At 71.0% G+C, this 22,326-nt stretch carries 23 protein-coding genes and 2 tRNA genes; 15 read left to right on the top strand and 10 right to left on the bottom strand.

Annotated elements, in window-relative coordinates:
* Positions 1–16 precede the first annotated feature (16 nt).
* The 3 genes from ABD297_RS13155 to ABD297_RS13145 form a co-directional block, all read right to left on the bottom strand.
* On the bottom strand, positions 17–2,833 hold the full coding sequence (locus ABD297_RS13155) for a hypothetical protein (RefSeq protein WP_344255407.1): 2,817 nt from the start codon (positions 2,831–2,833) through the stop codon (positions 17–19).
* Positions 2,830–3,183 carry a hypothetical protein gene (locus ABD297_RS13150; protein WP_344255406.1) on the bottom strand — a complete coding sequence of 118 codons (354 nt, stop codon included), beginning with the start codon at positions 3,181–3,183 and terminating at the stop codon, positions 2,830–2,832. Before ABD297_RS13150 ends, ABD297_RS13155 begins: the two co-directional genes overlap by 4 nt.
* 133 nt (positions 3,184–3,316) lie before the next feature.
* Positions 3,317–5,113, bottom strand: a complete 1,797-nt coding sequence (locus ABD297_RS13145; protein ID WP_425581169.1) for a glycoside hydrolase family 13 protein — start codon at positions 5,111–5,113, stop codon at positions 3,317–3,319.
* Positions 5,114–5,327: 214 nt separating this feature from the next.
* Here ABD297_RS13145 and ABD297_RS13140 point away from each other — a divergent pair, with 214 nt between their 5' ends.
* A complete protein-coding gene (locus tag ABD297_RS13140; RefSeq protein WP_344255405.1) occupies positions 5,328–5,735 on the top strand; it encodes an NUDIX hydrolase in 408 nt (135 codons plus the stop codon).
* Positions 5,736–5,778: 43 nt separating this feature from the next.
* Here the strand turns inward: ABD297_RS13140 and ABD297_RS13135 are convergent, their stop codons facing one another.
* The 4 genes from ABD297_RS13135 to pepN all read right to left on the bottom strand — a co-directional run bounded on the left by ABD297_RS13135 (position 5,779) and on the right by pepN (position 10,746).
* Entirely contained in the window at positions 5,779–6,375 is a 597-nt protein-coding gene (locus ABD297_RS13135; RefSeq protein WP_344255404.1) for a hypothetical protein, read from the bottom strand.
* Positions 6,376–6,539: 164 nt separating this feature from the next.
* Positions 6,540–6,926 carry a globin gene (locus ABD297_RS13130; protein WP_344255403.1) on the bottom strand — a complete coding sequence of 129 codons (387 nt, stop codon included), beginning with the start codon at positions 6,924–6,926 and terminating at the stop codon, positions 6,540–6,542.
* A gap of 61 nt (positions 6,927–6,987) precedes the next feature.
* A complete protein-coding gene (locus ABD297_RS13125) occupies positions 6,988–7,911 on the bottom strand; it encodes a mechanosensitive ion channel family protein (RefSeq protein ID WP_344255402.1) in 924 nt (307 codons plus the stop codon).
* A gap of 255 nt (positions 7,912–8,166) precedes the next feature.
* Positions 8,167–10,746, bottom strand: a complete 2,580-nt coding sequence (pepN, locus tag ABD297_RS13120) for an aminopeptidase N (RefSeq protein ID WP_344255401.1) — start codon at positions 10,744–10,746, stop codon at positions 8,167–8,169.
* A gap of 137 nt (positions 10,747–10,883) precedes the next feature.
* On the opposite strand from pepN, the gene ABD297_RS13115 reads away from it, so the two are divergent.
* From ABD297_RS13115 to ABD297_RS13105, 3 genes are all read left to right on the top strand, one after another.
* Positions 10,884–11,519, top strand: a complete 636-nt coding sequence (locus ABD297_RS13115; protein WP_344255400.1) for a mycothiol-dependent nitroreductase Rv2466c family protein — start codon at positions 10,884–10,886, stop codon at positions 11,517–11,519.
* A 170-nt stretch (positions 11,520–11,689) separates the two neighbouring features.
* Positions 11,690–12,172, top strand: coding sequence for a ribose-5-phosphate isomerase (locus ABD297_RS13110; protein ID WP_344255398.1), 483 nt, complete (start codon positions 11,690–11,692; stop codon positions 12,170–12,172).
* A gap of 45 nt (positions 12,173–12,217) precedes the next feature.
* Complete coding sequence (locus ABD297_RS13105; protein ID WP_344255397.1) at positions 12,218–13,333, top strand: PP2C family protein-serine/threonine phosphatase; 1,116 nt, start codon at positions 12,218–12,220, stop codon at positions 13,331–13,333.
* A 61-nt stretch (positions 13,334–13,394) separates the two neighbouring features.
* On the opposite strand, the gene ABD297_RS13100 is transcribed toward ABD297_RS13105, so the two are convergent.
* On the bottom strand, positions 13,395–13,598 hold the full coding sequence (locus ABD297_RS13100; RefSeq protein ID WP_344255396.1) for an antitoxin: 204 nt from the start codon (positions 13,596–13,598) through the stop codon (positions 13,395–13,397).
* A gap of 134 nt (positions 13,599–13,732) precedes the next feature.
* On the opposite strand from ABD297_RS13100, the gene trmB reads away from it, so the two are divergent.
* Complete coding sequence (gene trmB, locus ABD297_RS13095) at positions 13,733–14,473, top strand: tRNA (guanosine(46)-N7)-methyltransferase TrmB (protein WP_344255395.1); 741 nt, start codon at positions 13,733–13,735, stop codon at positions 14,471–14,473.
* 218 nt (positions 14,474–14,691) lie between these two features.
* Here the strand turns inward: trmB and ABD297_RS13090 are convergent.
* Positions 14,692–14,765, bottom strand: a tRNA-Pro gene (locus ABD297_RS13090).
* Positions 14,766–14,913: 148 nt separating this feature from the next.
* Between ABD297_RS13090 and ABD297_RS13085 the strand changes: the two genes are divergently transcribed.
* Positions 14,914–14,987: transfer RNA gene (locus tag ABD297_RS13085), tRNA-Gly, on the top strand.
* A 44-nt stretch (positions 14,988–15,031) separates the two neighbouring features.
* Positions 15,032–15,328, top strand: a complete 297-nt coding sequence (locus ABD297_RS13080; RefSeq protein WP_344255394.1) for a DUF2087 domain-containing protein — start codon at positions 15,032–15,034, stop codon at positions 15,326–15,328.
* 37 nt (positions 15,329–15,365) lie between these two features.
* On the opposite strand, the gene ABD297_RS13075 is transcribed toward ABD297_RS13080, so the two are convergent.
* Positions 15,366–15,881 (bottom strand): hypothetical protein, encoded by a 516-nt coding sequence (locus tag ABD297_RS13075; protein WP_344255393.1) that lies wholly within the window; start codon positions 15,879–15,881, stop codon positions 15,366–15,368.
* Positions 15,882–16,021: 140 nt separating this feature from the next.
* Here ABD297_RS13075 and tig point away from each other — a divergent pair, with 140 nt between their 5' ends.
* From tig to ABD297_RS13035, 8 genes are all read left to right on the top strand, one after another.
* Positions 16,022–17,362 (top strand): trigger factor, encoded by a 1,341-nt coding sequence (gene tig / locus ABD297_RS13070; RefSeq protein ID WP_344255392.1) that lies wholly within the window; start codon positions 16,022–16,024, stop codon positions 17,360–17,362.
* 171 nt (positions 17,363–17,533) lie between these two features.
* On the top strand, positions 17,534–17,833 hold the full coding sequence (locus ABD297_RS13065) for a hypothetical protein (protein ID WP_344255391.1): 300 nt from the start codon (positions 17,534–17,536) through the stop codon (positions 17,831–17,833).
* Positions 17,834–18,092: 259 nt separating this feature from the next.
* Complete coding sequence (locus ABD297_RS13060) at positions 18,093–18,731, top strand: ATP-dependent Clp protease proteolytic subunit (RefSeq protein WP_344255390.1); 639 nt, start codon at positions 18,093–18,095, stop codon at positions 18,729–18,731.
* 30 nt (positions 18,732–18,761) lie between these two features.
* Positions 18,762–19,415 (top strand): ATP-dependent Clp protease proteolytic subunit, encoded by a 654-nt coding sequence (locus ABD297_RS13055; RefSeq protein WP_344255389.1) that lies wholly within the window; start codon positions 18,762–18,764, stop codon positions 19,413–19,415.
* A 119-nt stretch (positions 19,416–19,534) separates the two neighbouring features.
* Positions 19,535–19,789, top strand: a complete 255-nt coding sequence (locus ABD297_RS13050) for an acyl-CoA-binding protein (RefSeq protein WP_344255388.1) — start codon at positions 19,535–19,537, stop codon at positions 19,787–19,789.
* 17 nt (positions 19,790–19,806) lie between these two features.
* Complete coding sequence (locus ABD297_RS13045) at positions 19,807–19,977, top strand: hypothetical protein (RefSeq protein ID WP_344255387.1); 171 nt, start codon at positions 19,807–19,809, stop codon at positions 19,975–19,977.
* A 149-nt stretch (positions 19,978–20,126) separates the two neighbouring features.
* Positions 20,127–21,404: an ATP-dependent Clp protease ATP-binding subunit ClpX gene (gene clpX / locus ABD297_RS13040; RefSeq protein ID WP_344255386.1), complete on the top strand. Its 1,278-nt coding sequence runs from the start codon at positions 20,127–20,129 to the stop codon at positions 21,402–21,404.
* Between the two features lie 88 nt (positions 21,405–21,492).
* Positions 21,493–22,089 carry a hypothetical protein gene (locus ABD297_RS13035; protein WP_344255384.1) on the top strand — a complete coding sequence of 199 codons (597 nt, stop codon included), beginning with the start codon at positions 21,493–21,495 and terminating at the stop codon, positions 22,087–22,089.
* The last annotated feature ends 237 nt before the right edge of the window (positions 22,090–22,326 follow it).

Raw genomic sequence — 22,326 nt, 5'->3', positions numbered from 1 at the left:
CGCGCTGGGTTTGTGGTCATGGCTTGATAGGCACCCCGTTGATCTTCCCGTTGCGGACAAACAGCTGGTGGGTGACGCGTTCCCCGTCGAGGATCCACTCGAACCGGCCGGAAACTCCGTTCACGCTACCCGGCATCTGAACCAGCACCCTTGCCACGCCGTCGCCGCCGACGATGGAGAAGACGCTGGCCCGCTCGGCTATGTCATCGACCACCCACGAGCCGGAGCGGTGCCACGGGTCGGTCTTCTGGGCCGATTCTGTCAAAGTGGACTGACGGATCTTCCTCGCGGCGTCGGATGGCGTTCTGGGCAACCGAGCCGGGTCGGATGGCGCGACGTGGGCTCGGTCAGCCGGACCCAATCGATCCTTGAGCCGATCGAGGGCAGTGGAACCCGTGCCCGCTGCTGCCTCTTGGCGGGCGGCCTCGGCTGCAGCGCGGATCTCGGCCGAGCGCGCGGTGCGCAAAGCCTCCGCCGTCGGCAGCGCCGGGCCGCGCGCTGCCCCCAAGGCCATGGCAGGCAGGACGGCGTCGCGGCCGCCTGTGATCGCCGCGATGCGGCTCACCAGCTCCGCGCGACGGGCGTCGTTGCGCTCGGTCTGGTCGAGCTCGACGTCGGAACGGACCAAGGAGACGACGAGGTCGTCCAGGGCGGTACGCGTCGTCCCGTCCTGGACGTAGGCGTGCACCGTGGAGACCAGCCCTGCGAGGCCACCGCGCATGATCGTCTCGATGACGTGCCCCGCCTCCGCGGTCCCCTGCAGTGCCGAACGGTTGAGCGTGTCCTGACGTCGAGCCACGTCGACCAGCGCGGCGGACGCTGACTGGTCGAAGAACCCGAGGCGCACCGCGTCGTGCCGCACGTCCGACCCCGCCTGCACCGAGCGCTGCGTCTCGTCGAGCTCGTGCTCGACCAGGCGGTCGTATGCCGCGCCGGGCTCCCTGGCGTGCAGGCCCGTCCCGGCGTCGACGGCGAGGGCACCGACGACGCCGGTCAGCTCGCGGGTGTCGAGCCAGGGCTGTGCCCCGGTGGAGGTGGGCGCCGCGTACGGCGTTGCCGGGGCCCCGAGCGCGGGCGTGGTCAGGGCGAGGTCGACGTTCTCCCGCATCGCGGACAGCCACTCGACGACGAGGGGCTCCAGCGGCGCCGTGGCGCGGGAGTAGCTCTGCGTCGTGGAGGCGTCCAGCATGGCGAAGCGGCTCGTGCGTGAGACCTCGAGCATGATCCGCGCCCGGGTCTCGGCCATCCCCGTCGGCGCGCCGTCGAGGCCACCCGCGGCGGCCGACGAGGCGCGCGTCAGCAGAGTCCTCAGGTCGGCGTCCGAGGCGAGCCGGAGGTCGGAGCGGCTCTCGATCCCGTTGGCCTCGTGGGTGATCCACCGTCGCACGAGGTGCTCTCCGACCGTGAGCCGGTCACCGCGCGAGTTGGCGAGTGCGCTCCCGGCGACTGCGGAGTCGGGGAGCGGCTCGGCCAGCAGGGCGGCCGCGTCCGACGGGTCACCACCGAGCTGCCCGAGGAGCACATGGAGCGCGTCGCCGGTCTCGGCTGCGTCGTCGAACCACGACGAGAACGACTGGCCTGCGTCGGGCGTCAGGGTGCTGCCGTGGCTGAGGGCGGTGTCGGCATCACGGGTCTCGGCGATCTCCGAGGCGGCGGCCGCCGCCGCGGCCCGTCGCGCCAGACGCGCCGGAAGGCGTCGGTCGTCGCCCGAGGCTCGCGCACCCGTGAGCAGCTGACCGAGCAGCCAAGCGCCCGAGGCGCGCCCGCCATCCGGGGCGGCGTGGACGGTGTCGAGCCCGGCGACCAGCTCGTCGGCCAGCAGGGCCGCACCTGAAGCCAGCTGGGCGCGGGTCCGTGGGTCGGTGCCGGTCGGCGCCGTGTGGCTCGTCGCCGTGATGACGAGTGAGCCGAGGGCGCTCAACAGGGCACGCACCCTGTCCACCTTCGCGCCGGATGCCACCTGCGCCACGCCCGCCGCCATGAGCAGCCGGGACAGACCGTCGGCACCGAGCTCGGACATCATGGCCTGCGCGTAGACGGGGTCGGCGACCCGCGACCTGACCCTGGCGGTGAGCCCGTCGATCTCGCCGCCCGCGGCCCCACCGCCGGTGCCGGGTGACGCACCCGTGATGAGCCGCCGTGCGAGCGCGCTGTCGTCGACAGCCGCGTCACGCGACTGCCGTGCAGCGACCGCACCGTCGGCGAACCACAGGCCCCCGGTCACCACGGTCCGTACGGCTGCCGCGCTGGTCGCCGTGCCGGCCGGCACCGTCGTGTCGGTCGCCGTGGCCACGAGCCCCGCGCTACGCCGGGCCGTCTTGCGCAGCTCCTCGACCACACCGGCGTACGACCGGCTGAGCCGCGCTCTCCCCGCGAGCTGGTCGGACCGCGCGTGCTCGGCCCCCAGCATGGCGACGGCACCCGTGGGGTCGGGCAGCGCAGCGAGCCGGCGGACGGCCAGGGCGTGCTCGACGTCCAAGGCGTCCCACTGCCGTTGCAGCGACCGCACCCGAGCGACCGCGAGCTCGAGCCCCGCGGCATACGTCAGCAGGGACCGCGACGCGCCGGGGAAGACCTCCACCACCCGACGCGTGCGAGCGCCCAGCTCGTCGGCCTCGGCCCCGGCCGCTGCAGCCGCCTCACCGGTCCAGACCGCACCCAGACGGGGTCCCAGCGTGCCGCGGGCCGTCGTCGTCGCTCGGGCGCGTGCAACTGCCCGGTCGAGCGACCGTGCCGCAGAGCGCAGGCCGGCGACGTCGCCGGACGGCAGTGGCAGCGCGAGGTCCCCAGCGATGGCTGGCGCCGAGTGCCCGACCTCGGACGCCCTGGTCACCGCAGCTCCGACCGCGTCGGACCGCGGGGCGCTCCGGAGCCGTCCGCCGTCACCGCCGAGAAGCCAGCCGTGACGAACAGCTCCACCGAGCGCATCTCCAGCGTGGACCGGTCGAGCCGGTCACCGAGGGCACTCGCGGCATCAGCCAGGGCGTCGAAGGCGTGGGCGTGCACGACGCGGAAGCGCTCGATCGCGGCCCTCAGGCCCTCCGCGTCGTCGCCCAGAGCGACCGTGGCCGCCATCCCGGCAGAGGCCACGGCCGACGCGCAGGCGCTCAGCTCGGCCGGGTCGTGCGACAGGGCCAGGCGCGCTCGGGACACCCCGTGGGTGTCGAAGGAGTAGCGCGTCATGCACCGACCGTAGGAGAGCCGGCCGCGTCGCCCTGGCCGTCATCCACAGGCCTCGGTATGCCGTGAGGCCCCCGTCCCGAGGGACAGGGGCCTCACGTGCGGGTGGCCACTCAGGCGGCCACAGCCTCCCGCGTCAGGACCAGCGGGCCCAGACCGTCGTGTCGGTCGGGACGAGCCCGTCCTCGAGCGCACCCGAGGCGACGATGACCTCGGCGCCCTCGGGCAGGGCGACGGCGTCCGCACCGAGGTTGGTGACGACGAGCACCCGGTCGCGCTGGGAGGCGCCGTTGGTGAGCGCGACGACGTCACCGGCATACCCCTGCACCCACGTCAGCGAGCCCGTGCCGAGCGAGAGCTCGCGGCGTGCGGCGAGGAGCGAGCGGTAGAGCTCGAGCGTCGACCCGGGCACGCCCTCCTGGCGGTCGACGGCGTACTCGGCGTACACCTCGGGCTGCGGCAGCCACGTGCTGGCGCTCGGGCCGAAGCCGAGCGACGGACCTTGCGACGACCACGGGATCGGCACGCGGCAGCCGTCACGGCCGGTCTCGGCGCCGGCCGTGCGGGCGAACGTCGGGTCCTGGCGGAACTCCGCCGGCATGTCGGTCGAGTCCGGCAGGCCGAGCTCCTCGCCCTGGTAGATGTACGCGCCCCCCGGCAGGGCCAGCATGAGGGCCGTCGCCGCCCGGGCACGGCGCAGGCCGAGCTCGCGGTCGGGCTGCGGGTCGGTCGCCGTGATGCCGTTCATCCGCGGCGTGCCGGGGGCGTAGCCGAGGCGCGTCGCGTGGCGCACGACGTCGTGGTTCGACAGCACCCACGTCGACGGGGCGCCCACCGAGTCGGCGGCGTGCAGCGAGGAGGTGATGACCGCCCGAAGGTCCTCGGCGATCCACGACGCGGTGAGGAAGTCGAAGTTGAACGCCTGGTGCATCTCGTCCGGACGGACGTAGGCGACAGCGCGCTCCTGCGGCTCGACCCAGGCCTCGGCGCACAGGATGCGGTCGGGCGTGCCGTAGGACTCGAGGATCTGGCGCCAGGCGCGGTAGATCTCGTGGACCCCGTCCTGATCCCACATGGGGCTGCGCTTCGTGTGGTCGATGCGCGGCGCCTCCTCGACGGCGTGCTCGCCCTCACCATGCTCGTGCTCGGCGTGGCCGAGCATCGTCGTGCGCTCCTCCTCGGTGTCGGGCAGGCCCTGCTCCTTGATGAGGCCGTGCGCCACGTCGACGCGGAAGCCGTCGACGCCGCGGTCGAGCCAGAAGTGCAGGATCGACTCGAACTCGGCACGCACCTCGGGGTGCTCCCAGTTGAAGTCGGGCTGCTTGGTGTCGAAGATGTGCAGGTACCACTGGCCCGGCGTGCCGTCGGCCTCGGTCACCCGCGTCCAGGCGGCGCCGCCGAAGACGGACTCCCAGTTGTTCGGGGGCAGCTCGCCGTGCTCGCCGCGGCCCTCGCGGAACATGTAGCGCGCGCGCTCGGCCGAGCCGGGGCCTGCGGCCAGGGCGGCCTTGAACCACTCGTGCTCGTCGGAGGAGTGGTTGGGCACCATGTCGACGATGACCTTGAGGCCGAGCTCGTGGGCGCGCGCGATCAGGGCGTCGGCGTCGGAGAGCGAGCCGAAGATGGGGTCGATGTCGCGGTAGTCCGCGACGTCGTAGCCGGCGTCGGCCTGCGGCGAGGTGTAGAACGGCGAGAGCCAGATGGCGTCGACGCCGAGGGCCCTCAGGTGCGGCAGTCGCGACGTGATGCCGGGCAGGTCGCCGATGCCGTCGCCGTCCTGGTCGGCCCACGAACGCGGGTAGATCTGGTAGATCACGGCCTGCCGCCACCAGGCGGCGTCCGGTCGGTCGGCGGCGTGGATCGCGGTCGCGTCCTCGCGAACGTCCACGTCGTGTCCCGCGTGGTTCAGGGTCTGGGTTGCTGATGGCGTCACGAGCCACCATCGTTCCTCATCGGACCGAAAACTCAAAGAAAGTTCTGCAACTTCTTGCAACGCGTCGCGGGGGCCCGTCCTTGTGGCGGCAGCGCGCACGTCACCGCACGACCTCCGGCCGCCGTGGACGCGAGCCCGAGGCCCGTGTCCTGGGTTCCCAAGGGCGTATGCCGTGTGGCCGGGGGCGGGCTCCGCCGGGCACTACGGTCGTGCCATGACGACCTTTGTCACGGCGGCGTTCTGCCTCGTCCGGGACGGCAGGCTGCTCACCGTCCGCAAGGCTGGAACAGCCGGCTTCATGCTCCCCGGTGGCAAGATCGACCCGGGCGAGAGCGAACGGGAGGCGGCCGTACGAGAGGTCATGGAGGAGGTCGGGGTCGACGTCTCGGACTCGGGCGAGCCCTTGGGTCGTTTCCACGACGTGGCGGCCAACGAACCGGGAGCCTTCGTCGACGCGACCGTCTTCGTCACGCACCTGCGTCCGCACGACGACCCCGCGCCGCTGGCCGAGATCGCCGAGCAGCGCTGGCTCGACCTCGACGGGGAGCTGCCGCCCGACCTCGCCCCGCTGCTGAGCAACCACGTCGTGCCGTCCCTGCGGGCGCATCTCGCCGCACGCTGAAGGGCGTCCCCCGAGGTCGGGGAACGCCCTCCGAAGCGGTCGCTCAGCGCGGGCCGCCGTGCATGTCGATGACTCCGGCCTTGGCCGCCTTCTTCACGGCGTCGGCCTCGGCCTGGGTCAGCTTGCCGTCCTTGACGGCCTGCGCGAGCCGGTCGTCGAAGGCCTTCTGCTCGTCGGCCTCGTGGGCGGTCCGCAGGTCGGCGAACGCGGCCTTGACCTTGGCCACGTCGATGCCGAGCTTGGCAGCGAGCTTGGTCGCCAGCTGGTCCTGCATCGTCGTCGGGTCGGGCTTGGTCGCGTTGCCCTGACCGGGGGTGCGGCTCGCCCTGAGCTCGTCCCGCACGGCCTTGAGCGCGTCCTCGAGCTTGGTCTGGTCGACCCCGAGCTTCGTGGCCAGTGCCGACAGGTCGGCGCCGTGGCCGAGCCCCATGCCCATGCCGCCGTGGCGTCCGCCCGGACCCCAGCCCTTGCCCGGACCGGGGCCGGTCGCGTCGCCGTTCGGACCTGCCTGCGTGGACGTCGCCGTGGGGGTGGGGCTCGTCGTGGTCGCGTCGTCCGCCCGCGCGACCTGCGTGACCCCGAGACCGATGACGGCTGCAGCCGCCGCCACGGCGGCTGCGCCGGCCGTCTTCCTGTTCACGGGCTTTCCGTTGATCGACACCATGTTCGTCCCTCCGTCGTGGCCGCCGGGCGAGGGGCCCGGCCGTTGATCCACCTAGGTCCAGAGAACACCCCGGGGCAGGGTCGCCACCCGTGAACGCGCTGTGAGTTGCTGTGAGTTACGAGGGCGCCGAGGGGGAGGCGTCAGAAGGTCCCGTCGGGTCCCGGCGAGTTGACGAGGGAGTATGCCGCCCGCGTGAGGTAGTCGCGCAGCCGGTCGTCGTTCTCCGGCGAGAGCTCCAGGGTGTCGACGGCGTTCATCATGTGCAGCAGCCAGCGGTCGCGCATGTCCGGGGTGACCGCGAACGGGTGGTGGCGCATGCGCAGCCTCGGGTGTCCGCGCTGCTCGGAGTAGGTGGTGGGACCGCCCCAGTACTGCTCGAAGAACATCCGCAGCCGCTCCTGCGCCGGCTCGAGGTCCTGCTCGGGGTAGAGGGCGCGCAGCGGCTCGTCCTCGGCGACGCCGCGGTAGAACTCGCGCACCAGCTTCGCGAAGGTCTCGTGGCCACCGAAGTCGTCGTAGTACGTCACGTCGGCAGTCTCCCAGAGTCGGCGTGACCGCCCGCGTCGGGTCGACCGCGACGAGGGGGCGTCACTTCGGGGCGGTCCCGCCGTACGGCGGCATCACGGGGAGCGGGCTGCGCACGCCCTCACGGTCGAAGGCGAGCTTGACCCGCTCACGGATCTCGCGCTGGATCCCGAACTGCTCGTTGGCGATCGTCTTGGCGATGACGCGGATGGTGATGGCGCCGTTGGCGATCGACTCGACACCGACGACTTTGGGCTCCTCGAGGAGGATGTCCTTGAAGGCCTCGTCGTCGTCCATGACGCTGACGACGTCGCGGATGACGCCGATCGCCTTCTCGACGTCCTGGTCGTAGGCGATGGCCAGGTCGACGATGGCCGTCGACCAGCCCTGCGTCTTGTTGCCGATGCGGACGATCTCGCCGTTGCGGACGTACCACGTCATGCCACCGGCGTCGCGCAGCTGGGTGACGCGCAGCGAGACGTTCTCGACGGTGCCGACGACCTCGCCGGTGTCGATGACGTCGCCGACGCCGTACTGGTCCTCGACGATCATGAAGACGCCGGAGAGGAAGTCCTTGACGAGGCTCTGTGCTCCGAAGGCCAGGGCGACGCCGCCGACGCTGGCGGAGGCGAGCATCGGCCCGAGCGGGATGCCGACGAGCGAGAGGACCGTCAGGACGGTGATGCCGCCCACGACGAAGGTGGTGATGCTCTTGAGCAGGGCCCCCATCGTCTGGGTGCGCTGGACGTGGCGGACGTTGGCGACGCCGACCGCCTGCAGGGCCCGCCCGGCGCCGGGGATGCTCGCCAGGCGCTCGGCCCGCTTCGAGGTGGCCGTCGTGACGACCCGGTTGATGAGGCGGTGCAGCAGGAAGCGGGCGACGAAGCCGACGAACACCACCGTGATGATGAGCAGCGGCGTCCCGACGAGCCAGTCGCCGACCCCGGACCAGGTCAGGCCGGAGAGGTCGGGCATCGAGAGGTTCACGGGCAGCTCCTGCGAGGGAGACGGACTCGGCGTCGGAGTCGGGGCGGGGGTGGAGATCTGGCGGACGACGGGGGTCAGGTTCGTGAAGGTGGTGATCACAGGGTCTCAGTCGGGGGTCGGTGTCAGTCAGAGGTCGGTGCGCGTCGGGCGGTCTCGGTGTGCGGGTGAGCAGGCCTCGGCCCCGAGCGCGGGGAGGGAGCCGGTGAAGCCGTGGTGCGGGACCGACGGACTGACGTCGGTCGGTCCCGCACCGGGTCAGCCGAGCCGGTCACGCTCCTGCGCGACGAGCGCGCGGGCGATCGTGTCGCGGTTCTCGGCGACGGTGCGCACGAGTCCCGGGGCCGCGTCCGCGTTGGCGGCGAGCCATGCGTCCGAGGCCTCCTTCAGCTGCGCGCTCGCGAGCGAGAACGGGTAGAAGCCGCCCACGACGCGCTCACCGATGGCGACGCTCCGCTGCGCCCAGGCGTCGACGAGCATCGAGTGGTAGCGCTCCACGTACGGCTCGAGCAGCGAGAGGTCGGTGCTGCGGCGGAAGCCGGCGCTGACGGCCTCGACCATCTGGTTGGACAGGTCGTTGCGCTCGACGGCCTTGGCCCAGGCGTCGGCCTTGGCCTCGGCGGTGGGCCGGGCGGCGAGGGCCTCGGCGGCCCGCTCCTTGCCGGTGGCGGTCGGGTCACGGTCGAGCTCCGTCGCGATCTCGACCTCGTCGGCGACGCCGAGCGCGGCCAGGGCCTTGATGAAGGTCCAGCGCAGCTCCGTGTCGACGGTCAGGCCGGGCAGCGACTCCGCGCCGGTGAGCAGGGCCCGCAGGCGTGCCTCGTCCGCGGGGTCGGACGTCGCAGCGGACCACGCCTCGACGAGCTGGAACTGGGCGTCGCTGCCGGCCTCGGCCGACTCGGCGAGCGAGCGCAGCGACGACGACAGCATCGAGGACACCTCGGCGCGGTGCTCCGGTGCGGTGTAGAGCCGGGCGGCCGTGGACATCTGGCCGATCAGCACCCGCAGCAGGGTCGAGTCGGTCTCGCCGGGCAGCGACTCGAGGACGAAGCGCACGAAGTCCCGGGCCGGCATCTCGCCGTCGCGGGTCATGTCCCACGTCGCGCCGAGCACGAGCGAGCGCGGCAGCGAGTCCTGGAAGCCGCGGGGGAGCGACAGAGCCGTGGCGAGGGAGCGCTCGTCGAGGCGGATCTTGCCGTAGGCGAGGTCGTCGTCGTTGAGCAGCAGCAGGTCCGGCTGCTCCTGGCCGACGAGCTCGACCAGCTCGGTGCGCTCACCGGCGATGTCGACCTCGTCATAGCCGACGCGCTCGAGGACGTCGGCCGAGCCGTCGGTGCCGCGGCGGACGGCATACCGGCCCACACCGATGCGGTGCGGACGCAGGGTGGGGTGCTCCTCGGTGGCCGACTGCGTGATCGCGAACGAGCTGTAGCGCCCGTCGGCGTCGACCTCGAAGACGGGGCGCAGCGTGTTGACGCCCGCCGTCTCGAGCCACAGCTTGCTCCACTCGGTCAGCTCGCGCCCAGAGGCCTTCTCGAGCTCGCCGAGCAGGTCGGCGAGGGTCGTGTTGCCCCAGGCGTGCTTGCGGAAGTACTCGCGCAGCGCGGCGACGAACGGCTCGCGACCCACGTAGGCGACGAGCTGCTTGAGCACGGACGCGCCCTTGGCGTAGGTGATGCCGTCGAAGTTGACCTCGACGTCCTCGAGGTGGCGCATGTCGGCGGCGATCGGGTGGGTCGAGGAGAGCTGGTCCTGGGTGTAGGCCCACGCCTTCTCCGCGGTGCCGAAGGTCGTCCACGCACTCGTCCACTCGGTGGCCTCGGCCTGGCACGTCGTCGACGCCCACTCGGCGAAGGACTCGTTGAGCCAGAGGTCGTCCCACCACTTCATCGTCACGAGGTTGCCGAACCACATGTGGGCCAGCTCGTGCAGGATCGTCAGGGCGCGGCGCTCGATCTTGGCCTCGGAGACCTTGGACCGGAAGACGTAGACCTCGACGAAGGTCACGGCGCCGGCGTTCTCCATCGCGCCCATGTTGTACTCGGGCGTGAAGATCTGGTCGTACTTCTCGAAGGGGTACGGCTGGTCGAACTCCTCCTCGAAGAAGGCGAACCCCTTCTTCGTGCAGTCGAAGATGTTGTCGGCGTCGAGGTACTGCGTCAGCGACTTGCGGCAGTAGACACCGAGCGGCACGACTCCCTTGCGCGTCTGCACCTCGTCGCGGACCTCGTCGTAGGGCCCGGCGATGAGCGCCGTGATGTAGGAGGAGATGCGCTTCGTGGGCTCGAACGACCACGTCGCGCGCTCGACGCCGTCGGCCACGCCGGCGGCCTGCGGGGCGGGCGTGGGGGAGTTGCTGATGACCTTCCAGTGCGCGGGCGCGGTCACCGTGAAGCGGAAGGACGCCTTGAGGTCGGGCTGCTCGAACACGGCATACATGCGCCGGGAGTCCGGGACCTCGAACTGCGTGTAGAGGTAGACCTCGTTGTCGACCGGGTCGACGAAGCGGTGCAGCCCCTCGCCGGTGTTGGTGTAGCGGCCGGTCGCGTCGACGACGAGCTCGTTCTCGGCGGCCAGGCCCGGCAGGGCGATGCGCGAGTCCGCGAAGACCTCGGCCGGGTCGAGGTCGACGCCGTTGAGGGTCACCTTCTCGACGGAGTCGGCGATGAGGTCGATGAACGAGTCGGCACCGGGCTCGGAACAGGCGAACGTGACCGTGGTGACCGTGTGGAAGTTCTCCGGTCCCGTCGTCAGGTCGAGACGGACGTCGTAGGAGTCGACGCGCAGGATGCTGGCGCGGCTCGCCGCCTCGTCGCGGGTCAGGTTCTTGCCGGGCACGTAGGACCTCCTGGGAAGGGGCTGGGGGCACGACGGAGCGTCGGTCGGACGGCGTCGTCGCGGGCCATCCTCGCACGGAACCCCGACCGGTCCACCACCGGAATCGGCGCCCGGCGGGCAGTGCCATGATGGGCCGCATGGCCGATGTGAACGACACCCCCAGCACGAGCCGTACCCCCGTCGAGATGTGGTTCGACCCGATGTGTCCGTGGGCGTGGATGACGTCCCGCTGGCTCATGGAGGTCGAGACGCTCCGCGAGATCGACGTCACGTGGTCGGTGATGAGCCTCGCCGTCCTCAACGAGCACCGCCACGACCTCGACGCCGCCTACCGGGCGCGCATGGACGAGGCCTGGGGACCGGTGCGCGTCATCATCGCCGCCGCCGAGGCCCACGGGGACTCCGTCGTCAAGCCGCTCTACGACGCCATGGGCACCCGGATCCACCTGCGCAAGATGAACGACTTCGACCAGGTCATCCGCGAGTCGCTCGACGAGGTCGGCCTGCCCGCGGCGCTCGCCAAGGACGCCCACCACAAGAAGTTCGACGCCGCCCTGCACCGCAGCCACAAGCGGGGCATCAGCCTCGTCGGCACCGACGTCGGCACCCCGATCATCGCCGTCGAGGGCGTCGCCTTCTTCGGCCCGGTCGTGACCCCCGCACCCAAGGGTGAGGCCGCCGCCCGGCTGTGGGACGGCTGCGTGCTCGTCGCCGGCACCCCCGGCTTCTACGAGCTGAAGCGCAGCCGCACGGAGGGCCCGATCTTCGACTGACGAGCCGGGCACGTCGAGCTCGGCACCTGGAGCTCGGCCACCCGGCTCGACCGCCCTCCCACGGGCATCCGCACCGGAACCACGACGGCAGCACCCTCTCAGTACCCTCGCTCCGCACCCTCCATCCGCACCACCAGCGATCCACCCCTCCGACGCACCCAAGGACGGACATGCGCATCCACATCGGCGGCGACCACGCGGCATACGAGCTCCACCAGTCCCTCCTCGCGCACCTGCGCGAGGCCGGGCACGACGTCGTCGACCACGGCCCCTTCGGCTACGACGCCCAGGACGACTACCCCGTCTTCGTGCTGCGGGCCGCCGAGGCCGTCGCGGCCGAGCCGGGCTCCCTCGGGGTCGTGCTCGGTGGCTCCGGCAACGGTGAGCAGATGGCTGCCAACAAGGTCGCCGGCATCCGCGCCGCCCTCGCCTACAGCGTCGAGCTCGCGAGCCTCGCCCGCGAGCACAACGACGCCCACATCGTCTCGATCGGCGCCCGCTTCACCGCGGACGACCTCGCCAAGGAGATCGTCGACACCTTCGTCGCCACCAAGTTCAGCGATGAGGAGCGCCACAGCCGCCGTCTGGGTATGGTTTCGGCGTACGAGAACACGGGGGACTTGCCGGCTTTGCCGGACTCGGACGCACGCTGACCGCATGCTGTCCGCCGTCCCCCTCCATCGCGGATAGGGAGGCACGTGGCCCACAACGAGAGCTTCGTCTCTCGGCGCTCCAGCTACGCTGCCGGCCCCGTTCGACGCCTCCGCCTGCTCGGCCCGTGGCTGACCCGTGCCCCGTGGGTCCTCGTCAGCGCGTTCCTCGCCCTGAGCATCCTCGCGACGGTCGCCATCGCCATCTGGCCGGACCGGGTGCCGTGGGGTGTCTACGGCTTCATCGTCGTGCTATCGGGCCTCTTCCTCGAGCCTCGACTGCTGCTGGTCGTCTACATCGGTCTCTTCCTCGCGATGGCGATCCTCGGTGCCTACCTCGGCGAGCTGAAGCCCACGACCACCGGCGCGCAGATCGTCACGGTCGCCACGATGATGCTCATGCTGTGGCTCTCGCACGCCCGCGCCCAGGTGGGCGTCGTCGGCGTCAGCGGCGAGTCGATGCTCGTCGACATGCGTGACCGCCTCCGTGCTCAGGGCGAGCTGCCTCCCCTCCCACGCCAGTGGGGCGCCGAGGTCGCGCTCGAGTCGGCCTACGGCGACGGCTTCGCCGGCGACTTCGTCGTCGCGAGCCGGTCGACCGACGGCGTCACCCTCGAGGTGGCCCTCGTCGACGTCTCCGGCAAGGGTCGCGAGGTCGGCACCCGGTCGCTGCTGCTCTCCGGCGCCCTCGGCGGCCTGCTGGGCGAGATGAGCGAGGGCGGCTTCCTGCAGTCGGCCAACAACCACCTGCTGCGGCTGCGCTGGGACGAGGGCTTCGCCACGGCCGTCCACGTCGCCGTCAACCTCGAGACGGGCGACTTCACCATCGGGTATGCCGGCCACCCGGCTGCCGCGCAGTTCGCGTCGGGCTCGGGCCGGTGGCGCATGCTCTCCGGCGGCCGCGGGCCCCTGCTCGGGGTCATCGAGCAGGCCGAGTACCCCCGCGAGAGCGGCACGATCCGGCGCGGTGACGCGCTCGTGCTCTACAGCGACGGCGTCATCGAGGCCCGCGACAAGGCCCTCGTCGACGGTATCGACCGCATGCTCGGGCGGGCCGAGTCCTTCATCCGGACCGGTTTCGAGGGGCTCGCCCAGCGGCTCTGCGACCAGGCGGCCGCGGGGCTCGGGGACGACCGGGCTGTCGTGACCATCTGGCGTACCTGACGCGAGGAGGGTGGCCGCCCGAGACGGGCCGCCACCCTCGCGCAGTCGGGTGCGGGCGGGGTCAGCTGATGTCGTCGTCCTGGCCGTCGAGGCCGTCGAGACCGTTCTTGAGGGCGTCCTGGCCCTGGTCGACCCTGTCGGCGTACTGTCCGCCGGTCCTCTCGTCGAGGAGGTCGCCGGCCTTGTCGACGCCCTGGCCCACCTGCTCGCCGTGCTCGTCGACCTGCTTGCTGACCTGGTCCTTCATGTTGTCGAAGACACTCATGACTTGCCTCTCGGTCGGCGAGGACCGCTCTCCGGCCCTCGTGCAGCTCCCAACGTAGCCCTCGCTCCGGCTGCCGGGACCGGCCGAGCCGCAGCGAACTTCGGGAGGGCGCCCGGCGTCACTACGATGCCTGCGTGAGCGAGCACCCCACCGAAGCGACGACCCGCGATGCCGGCCCCGACCGGCGCAAGGAGCACGTCGTGCCCGACCTGCCGCCGGGTGTGACCCCCGCGCGGGTGCGCACCTTCGTGCGCCGCGGCCGGCTGTCCTCGCTGACCAAGGACCGCGTCGAACGCCTCGCACCCGCCAGGTCGCTGCCCGAAGGCCCCTTCGACGCGGCGAAGGCGTTCGGGCGCACCGCCCCCGTCGTCCTCGAGATCGGCTGCGGTCACGGTCACGCCGCGATCGCGTATGCCGCGGCCTTCCCCGAGCACGACATCCTCGCCATGGACGTCCACACCCCCGGGCTCGCCCGGATGCTCGCGGACGCCGACGAGGTCGGCGTGCCCAACCTGCGCGTCGAGATCGGCGACGCCGTGCTCTTCCTCGAGGAGCGTGTGCCCGACGCGGCCTTCGACGCCGTCCACCTCTTCTTCCCCGACCCGTGGCGCAAGCAGAAGCACACCAAGCGCCGGTTCGTCAGCCCCGCTAACCTCGACCTGCTCGCCCGGGTGCTCAAGCCCGGGGGTCACGTGCTCATCGCCACCGATCAGGACTTCTACGCCGAGCACGCGCTCGCCGAGGTCGCGGCGCACCCGCGGTTCGAGGCCAGCCGGGTCGCCCGGCCGCAGTGGCGTCCGCGGGACGGCTTCGAGGCCAAGGGAGTCGCCGTCGGCCGCACGATCAACGAGCTGCGCCTCGACCTGCTGCCCTGAGCGTCGAGGAGTCTTCTCGGCACCAGGTGCCGGAGAACCTCCACGAATGACGTCGAGGCCCCGGTCCGTTGCCTCGCGGGGTGACAGGACGCCGGCCTCGCTGCCGCGGCTCGTTCCTCGCCGCGGCTGTTCGGCCTCCCGGCATCCTGTGCACCCCGACAAGAGCGGAGGCCGAGCTCGGGCGACTTCGTCGCTCCGAGCTCGGCCTCCGCGAGATGTCGGGGTGACAGGATTTGAACCTGCGGCCCTTGCGTCCCAAACGCAATGCGCTACCAAGCTGCGCCACACCCCGTGGCGTCGGAATCGTAGCCCAACGACGGCCGAGGGGCCGTGTCCGAGCCGCCGGGCCGAAGCGGACCACCGGCAGAGGGGCCGATTTCGGCGGACGGTCGTGGACCCAGTACGCTGGCACCTCGGATCGCCGGCACGACCGGCGCCGTGCGGGCGTAGCTCAATGGTAGAGCCTCAGTCTTCCAAACTGATCACGCGAGTTCGATTCTCGTCGCCCGCTCCAAAAGCCTTTGCCCACGGGCGTTCCCACTTCCTAGCGTGGGTCGCATGTTCCGCCCAGACCTGCAGGACGCCCTGCGCGACCGCGACGCCGTGCTCCGCTCGTTCCTCGCGCCCGACGGCTCCCTGACGAGCATCCCCACCAAGATCCGCAAGCGGCTCGTCGTGCTCGACCTGCTCGCCCAGGAGTTCGAGCCGGGGGAGAAGTACGACGAGTCGCAGGTCAACAACCGCCTCCGCTCCTTCCACCCCGACGTCGCTGCGCTGCGGCGTTACCTCGTCGAGGAGGGCTTCCTCGAGCGAGCCGAGGGTCGCTACTGGCGCAGCGGCGGCACCGTCGACTGACCCGGCCACCCGGCACACGCCGTCGCGAGGACCGGCCTCAGCGGAAGCCGAGGGCCTCGCTCAGCCAGCTCTCCGCGCCGTCGGCCTCCAGGCCGGCCTCGACGGCGGCGGCCGTACGGGCGGAGGGCCAGCCGTGGATCCAGAAGAGCGCCAGACCACCCGGAAGCGCGATGAGCAGCGGCAGCCACGAGTGCGGCGTGAAGGCGAACGAGCACGCGAACGCGACGAGGACCGGTGCCTCGCACAGGGCCGTGCGCAGGGTCGTCGTCGAGGTGAAGTAGCGCAGGCTCGTCGTCTCGGCGTTCTCGCGGGGCAGGCCGTGGGGGAGGGCCGGCACGGCATACCCGACGTAGCGGATGAGGGTCGCCGAGGCGACCAGCGTGGCGAGCACGATGCCCACCGCCCACGGCGAGGGCATCGGCGCTGACGGGTCCACGACGATGCGCACGGCGCTCAGCATCAGGGCCCCCATGCCGACCGCGACCGACACCATCTGGATCGGTCGCAGGGCGGCGCTCTCGGGCGAGGCGAACGGTCCGGGGGAGGTGCTCATGGAGCCTGAGCATAGGCCGCGGCGCGTCCCGGACGATCCGCGCATTTAGCCATCGGCCGCGTGCCCGATAGCATGGTGCGCTGGCCCGTCCATTCACCGTCGACGACCACGTCGGCACCACCCCAATGGAGTAACCCGCAGTGAAGAGTGCGCTCGAGACCCTCAGCCCGACCCGGGTCAAGATGACCGTCGAGGTCCCGTTCGAGGAGCTCAAGCCGAGCCTCGACGCGGCCATCAAGCACATCGGTGAGCACATCCAGGTGCCCGGCTTCCGCAAGGGCAAGGTGCCGGCTCGCATCATCGAGCAGCGCGTCGGTCGCGCGGCCGTCCTCGAGGAGGCCGTCAACAACGCCCTCCCGACCTTCTACGGCCAGGCCCTCGAGGAGCACGAGGTGCGTCCGCTCGGCCAGCCCGAGATCACCGACCTCCAGGTGCCCGCGACCGACGGCGAGGACTTCGTCTTCACCGCCGAGGTCGACAAGCGCCCCGAGATCACCCTCCCCGACTTCGGCGACATCGAGCTGACCGTCGACGAGGTCAAGGTCGAGGACGAGGCCGTCGAGCAGCGCCTCACCGACCTCCGCGCGCGCTTCGGCACCCTCAAGGGCGTCGACCGCGCCGTCCAGGACGGCGACTTCGTCTCGATCGACCTGTCCGCCGAGATCGACGGCGAGCAGATCGACGAGGTCACCGGCGTCTCCTACGAGGTCGGCAGCAAGAACATGCTCGACGGTCTCGACGAGGCGCTCATCGGCATGACGGCCGACGAGACCAAGCAGTTCACCGCCCCCCTCGCAGGCGGCGACCAGGAGGGCCAGGACGCCAACTGCACCGTGACCGTCACCGCGGTCAAGGAGCGCGAGCTGCCCGAGCTCGACGACGAGTTCGCCCAGCTGGCCTCGGAGTTCGACACGCTCGACGAGCTCAAGGCCGACCTGACCGCCAAGGCCGAGGTCGACGCCAAGTTCGCCCAGGGCGTCGCCGCCCGCGACCAGCTCCTCGAGGCCATCCTCGAGAAGGTCGAGGTGCCGATCCCCGAGAGCATCGTCGAGGCCGAGGTGCACAGCCACCTCGAGGGTGAGGGTCGTCTCGAGGACGACGAGCACCGCGCCGAGGTCGGCGAGAGCACCCGCAAGGGTCTCAAGACCCAGCTCGTGCTCGACGCGATCGCCGAGAAGGAAGAGGTCAAGGTCGAGCAGCAGGAGCTCATCGAGTTCCTCGTCATGAGCTCGCAGCAGTACGGCATGGACCCCAACCAGTTCGCGCAGTCGCTCGACCAGGAGGGCCAGATCCCCGCCATGGTCGCCGAGGTCGCCCGCCGCAAGGCGCTCGCCACGGTCCTCGAGAAGGTCGCCGTCAAGGACACCGCCGGCAACGTCATCGACCTCAACGAGGCCGTCCCCGGCACCGAGGGTGACGAGGACGTCGTCGAGTCCGACGAGGTCGCCGACGACGCGCAGGCCGAGAAGGCCGACGCCTGACCGTCGCTCGCCAGATCTGCGTATGCCGTGAGGCCGGCCCCCGCTCGGGGGTCGGCCTCACGGCATGTCCGGGGCCGATGCGCGGGCGGTGGCGGGTTGTCGGGCGCGAGGCCCGGGTACGACACGGGAGGTCGCCGACCGGCGGTCCGCACCTCGACGAGGGAGCCAGTGATGAGCAGCACCGACGAGTCGGGCGCCGGCATGGCCGACACCGACATCAACAGCGCCGACCCCGACGGCACCAACCCGCCCGAGCGTGACAGCACCGCGGCCGAGGGCTCCGGCGACGACGCGGACCGCGGCAACCTCGACGGCAGCAACGCCGTCGACGAGCCCCGCGACCGGTCCCTCGACCAGGCCGCGTCGGGAGCCGGCGGCAACGGGTCCTTCGACGACGGGGCGGACGACCCGGCCGACGGGGCCGCCTCGGACACCTACGACGCCGGCCAGGACAACGGCCTCAACGGCTGACGCACGACCGACCGACCGCACGACGCACTGCACGGCTGACCCGCGCGACCACGGACCCCGCCGGACGGCATACGACCGGTGGGGTCCGGCGCGCGTGCCAGTGCGCGTGGTTGCGCGCGACCCGCTCAGGTTTGTGCGCTCACGGCGAACACGGCGCGGTTCGGGAAATCTGCCCGAGGGGTCGCGCGTTAGGGTCAGTGACGAGCCAGCCGGCGCCGCATCCCGTGGCGAGAGGCTGGACCACTTCGACGATGGAGACATGGTGATTTCGGAGACCTCCGCCAACGGCAACGGCATGCCGGGTGGTCTGGACGACCACATCTACAACCGCCTGCTCAAGGAGCGGATCATCTTCCTCGGGTCCGACGTCCGCGACGACAACGCGAACGCCATCGCCGCGCAGCTGCTGCTGCTGTCGGCCGAGGACCCCGAGAAGGACATCTGGCTCTACATCAACAGCCCCGGCGGCTCGATCTCTGCCGGCATGGCCATCTTCGACACGATGAACTGGATCCCCAACGACGTCGCCACCGTCGCGATGGGCATGGCCGCCTCGATGGGCCAGTTCCTGCTGTCGGCCGGCACGAAGGGCAAGCGCTACGCCACGCCCCACGCGCGCGTCATGATGCACCAGCCCTCGGGCGGCATCGGCGGCACGGCCACGGACATCAAGATCCAGGCCGAGCAGATGCTCTACGTCAAGAAGCAGATGGCGCAGCTGATCGCCGAGCACACCGGCCAGACCGTCGAGCAGATCGAGAAGGACTCCGACCGCGACCGCTGGTTCAGCGCGGAGGAGGCCAAGGGCTACGGCTTCGTCGACCACGTCTTCAGCCGGTCCGACCAGGCGGTCGAGGGCAAGGGTGTCGGCCAGGCCGACGCCAAGGGCGAGAACTGACCGCGGCCTGAACAGGACTTGGAGACACGCATGAACATCGAACCCACCAACCGCCTCGCGGTGCCCGCCCCGTCGAGCCGCTACATCTTGCCGCAGTTCGAGGAGCGCACCTCCTACGGCATGAAGCGGTCCGACCCCTACAACAAGCTCTTCGAGGACCGCATCATCTTCCTCGGCGTGCAGGTCGACGACGCGTCGGCCGACGACATCATCGCCCAGCTGCTCGTGCTGGAGTCGCTCGACCCCGACCGCGACATCCTCATGTACATCAACAGCCCGGGTGGCTCGTTCACCGCCATGACGGCGATCTACGACACGATGCAGTTCGTCCGGCCCGACATCCAGACGTTCGTCATCGGCCAGGCCGCCTCGGCCGCGGCGGTGCTCCTCGGCGCCGGTGCGCCGGGCAAGCGCTTCGCCCTCCCGAACGCCCGCATCCTCATCCACCAGCCGGCGCTCTCGGGCGGCGACTACGGCCAGGCCTCGGACATCGAGATCCAGGCCAACGAGGTGCTGCGCATGCGCACGTGGCTCGAGGACACCCTCGCGCACCACACGGGCCGCACGTCCGAGCAGGTCCGCAGCGACATCGAGCGCGACAAGATCCTCTCGGCCGAGGACGCCAAGTCCTACGGCCTCATCGACGAGGTGCTCGCCTCGCGCAAGGCCTCGCTCGAGGTCTGATCTCGCCGCTCGTCGACGAGCACGTCTGCCGCAGGGCCGGGTTCCGCTGGGACCCGGCCCTGCGGCATACCTGCTTGGATGGCTAGTGGAACCTGACGTCGAGCGTGAAGGTGTGAGTCATGGCGAGTGCGGAGTTCGAGCAGGCGGTCGAGGCAGTCAAGGGACTGACGAGCGATCCGGGCAACGACGTGAAGCTGCGGCTCTACGGGCTGTTCAAGCAGGCCACCGCGGGCGACGCGACGGGCTCGCGTCCCGGCTTCACCAACCCGGTCGGGCGGGCCAAGTACGACGCCTGGGCGAAGCTGTCGGGGACGTCCCCGGAGGCGGCGCAGGAGCAGTACGTCGCGATCGTCCGTGACCTGACCGCCGGCTGACGCTCGAGGGAGTGTGCATGTCCGGGACGACGATGCTCGTCATCGCCCTCGTGGGGCTGCTCGTCGTGACCTTCGGGGGACTGGCGCTCGCCGTCGGGCTGGGGCTGCTCACCGGTCGCAGGCGCCACAGGAGTCCCACCGACGAGCCGGGGGCGGCTTCGGATTCGACTGGAACGACGTCCACGTGACAGTGCGGCCGTTTGTCCGCCATCAGCGGACAAACGGCGTTGCGCGAGCGAGGGTGGCTCCCACCGTCGTCTAATAGGAGTCGACCCCCTAGCGTGGGGTCGGCCGGGTGCACCCCAGCGTTCGGCGCCGACGGACCAGGAGCGAATCGGTGGCACGCATCGGAGAAGGCGGAGACCTCCTCAAGTGCTCTTTCTGCGGAAAGAGCCAGAAGCAGGTCAAGAAGCTCATCGCCGGGCCGGGCGTCTACATCTGCGACGAGTGCATCGACCTCTGCAACGAGATCATCGAGGAGGAGCTCGCCGAGAGCAGCGAGCTGGGCCTCGACCACCTGCCGAAGCCGCGCGAGATCTTCGACTTCCTCCAGAACTACGTCATCGGCCAGGACGCCGCCAAGAAGTCCCTCGCCGTCGCCGTCTACAACCACTACAAGCGCATCCAGGCCGGTGAGGGCGTCAAGCGCGACGACGACCACATCGACATCGCGAAGTCCAACATCCTGCTCATCGGCCCCACCGGCTCGGGCAAGACCTACCTCGCGCAGACGCTGGCCAAGATGCTCAACGTCCCCTTCGCCATCGCCGACGCGACGGCCCTGACCGAGGCCGGCTACGTCGGCGAGGACGTCGAGAACATCCTCCTCAAGCTCATCCAGGCCGCCGACTACGACGTCAAGAAGGCCGAGACCGGCATCATCTACATCGACGAGGTCGACAAGATCGCCCGCAAGAGCGAGAACCCGTCGATCACGCGAGACGTCTCCGGTGAGGGCGTGCAGCAGGCGCTGCTGAAGATCCTCGAGGGCACGACCGCATCGGTGCCGCCGCAGGGTGGTCGCAAGCACCCGCACCAGGAGTTCATCCAGATCGACACGACCAACGTGCTCTTCATCGTCGGCGGCGCGTTCGCCGGCCTCGAGAAGATCATCGAGTCGCGCTCCGGGCGCAAGGGTCTGGGCTTCGGCCAGCCGCTGCACAACCCCAAGGACCTCGGCGACAGCTTCTCCGACGTCATGCCCGAGGACCTGCTGAAGTTCGGCCTCATCCCGGAGTTCATCGGCCGTCTGCCCGTCCTGACGACGCTGGCGCCGCTCGACCAGCAGGCCCTCGTCAACATCCTCACCGTCCCGCGCAACGCGCTCGTCAGGCAGTACCAGAAGATGTTCGAGATCGACGGCGTCGACCTCGAGTTCACCGACGACGCCATCGCCGCGGTGGCCGACCAGGCGCTGCTGCGCGGCACCGGCGCCCGTGGCCTGCGCGCCATCATGGAGGAGGTCCTCCTTCCCGTGATGTTCGACGTCCCGAGCGACGACGAGATCGCCCGGGTCGTCGTGACCCGCGAGGTCGTCCTCGACAACGTCAACCCGACGATCGTGCGCCGTGAGGCCGAGCCCCGCGCCAAGCGCCCGCGCAAGGAATCTGCCTGACGGCGGTGCTCGTCCGCGCCGCCCGCGGGTGATCGGAGGCTGATCGGTGGTGGAGCCCTTCCGGCTCGCCCTGGGGGACTCTGCCCCGGTGCAGCAGACCAGCACGACGTGCGGCTCGGCGTCGTTGACCGTCGCCCGCATGCTCGCCAACCCCGCCTTCGCGCGGTGGGTCCGCGACGGCACACCCAGGGACCCCCGTGAGGGGGAGACCCCTGACTCCGGCACCGAGGCCCAGCGGTTCGCCGCCTACGAGCAGGTGGTGGCGGCGCGGACCAACGCCCTCGTCGGCCCCGGGCGCCGACTGCAGCCGCCGTGGCCGCGCGCGCTGGGCACCCCACCGTGGGGCGCCGCCAAGGAGCTCGAGCTCGGGGCCAGCGACCCCACGGCCGCCTATGCCGTCTCGTGGTTCCGCCTGCGGGGACGGGTCGGTCTCGGGCACACGTATGCCGACCTGCGCGCGCGGGTGCGCCCCGGCCGTCCGGCGCTGCTCTACGTCGGCAACGCGTGGGCCCCGCGGCACGTCGTGCTCGTGCTGCCGCCCACGGCGGAGCAGGAGCTCGACGTCTATGAGCCGTCGGCCGGACGCGTCGTCGACCTGCCGGAGCACGCCTTCGTCGAGCGCCGGCTCGCGGTGGCCGGCTGGGACGTCCCCTGGGCAGCTGTCTGGGCCACCGGGCCCCGCTGAGCGGCATCCCGACCCGCCGCCCCCACACATGGAACCGTCGAAAGGCCAATCTTTGCGGCCCTGCGCACGTCGAGAGGCCACTGTTCGTCACGAACAGTGGCCTCTCGACTGCTTGAGTTCAAGGGTCTGTTGCAACGAGGGCTATCCAAGGATGGTGTCCATGCCTGGTCCTCGTTTGTCGGTGTCCGAACGCGCTCAGATCGAGGTGCTCTTCGGTCAGGGCCTGACCTTTCCCGC

The organism is Terrabacter carboxydivorans, assembly GCF_039532035.1.
Lineage (GTDB): Bacteria > Actinomycetota > Actinomycetes > Actinomycetales > Dermatophilaceae > Terrabacter > Terrabacter carboxydivorans.
This window is presented reverse-complemented; position numbering and strand designations above follow the sequence as displayed.

What these genes read in the sequence shown, in the direction of transcription:
- ABD297_RS13115 (WP_344255400.1), top strand. Translation starts at nt 10,884, where the DNA reads ATGGCCGATGTGAACGACACCCCCAGCACGAGCCGTACCCCCGTCGAG.
- ABD297_RS13045 (WP_344255387.1), top strand. Translation starts at nt 19,807, where the DNA reads ATGTCCGGGACGACGATGCTCGTCATCGCCCTCGTGGGGCTGCTCGTC.
- ABD297_RS13080 (WP_344255394.1), top strand. Translation starts at nt 15,032, where the DNA reads ATGTTCCGCCCAGACCTGCAGGACGCCCTGCGCGACCGCGACGCCGTG.
- ABD297_RS13065 (WP_344255391.1), top strand. Translation starts at nt 17,534, where the DNA reads ATGAGCAGCACCGACGAGTCGGGCGCCGGCATGGCCGACACCGACATC.
- ABD297_RS13100 (WP_344255396.1), bottom strand. Translation starts at nt 13,598, where the DNA reads ATGAGTGTCTTCGACAACATGAAGGACCAGGTCAGCAAGCAGGTCGAC.
- ABD297_RS13050 (WP_344255388.1), top strand. Translation starts at nt 19,535, where the DNA reads ATGGCGAGTGCGGAGTTCGAGCAGGCGGTCGAGGCAGTCAAGGGACTG.
- ABD297_RS13110 (WP_344255398.1), top strand. Translation starts at nt 11,690, where the DNA reads ATGCGCATCCACATCGGCGGCGACCACGCGGCATACGAGCTCCACCAG.
- ABD297_RS13150 (WP_344255406.1), bottom strand. Translation starts at nt 3,183, where the DNA reads ATGACGCGCTACTCCTTCGACACCCACGGGGTGTCCCGAGCGCGCCTG.
- ABD297_RS13075 (WP_344255393.1), bottom strand. Translation starts at nt 15,881, where the DNA reads ATGAGCACCTCCCCCGGACCGTTCGCCTCGCCCGAGAGCGCCGCCCTG.
- ABD297_RS13060 (WP_344255390.1), top strand. Translation starts at nt 18,093, where the DNA reads ATGGTGATTTCGGAGACCTCCGCCAACGGCAACGGCATGCCGGGTGGT.
- ABD297_RS13140 (WP_344255405.1), top strand. Translation starts at nt 5,328, where the DNA reads ATGACGACCTTTGTCACGGCGGCGTTCTGCCTCGTCCGGGACGGCAGG.
- ABD297_RS13055 (WP_344255389.1), top strand. Translation starts at nt 18,762, where the DNA reads ATGAACATCGAACCCACCAACCGCCTCGCGGTGCCCGCCCCGTCGAGC.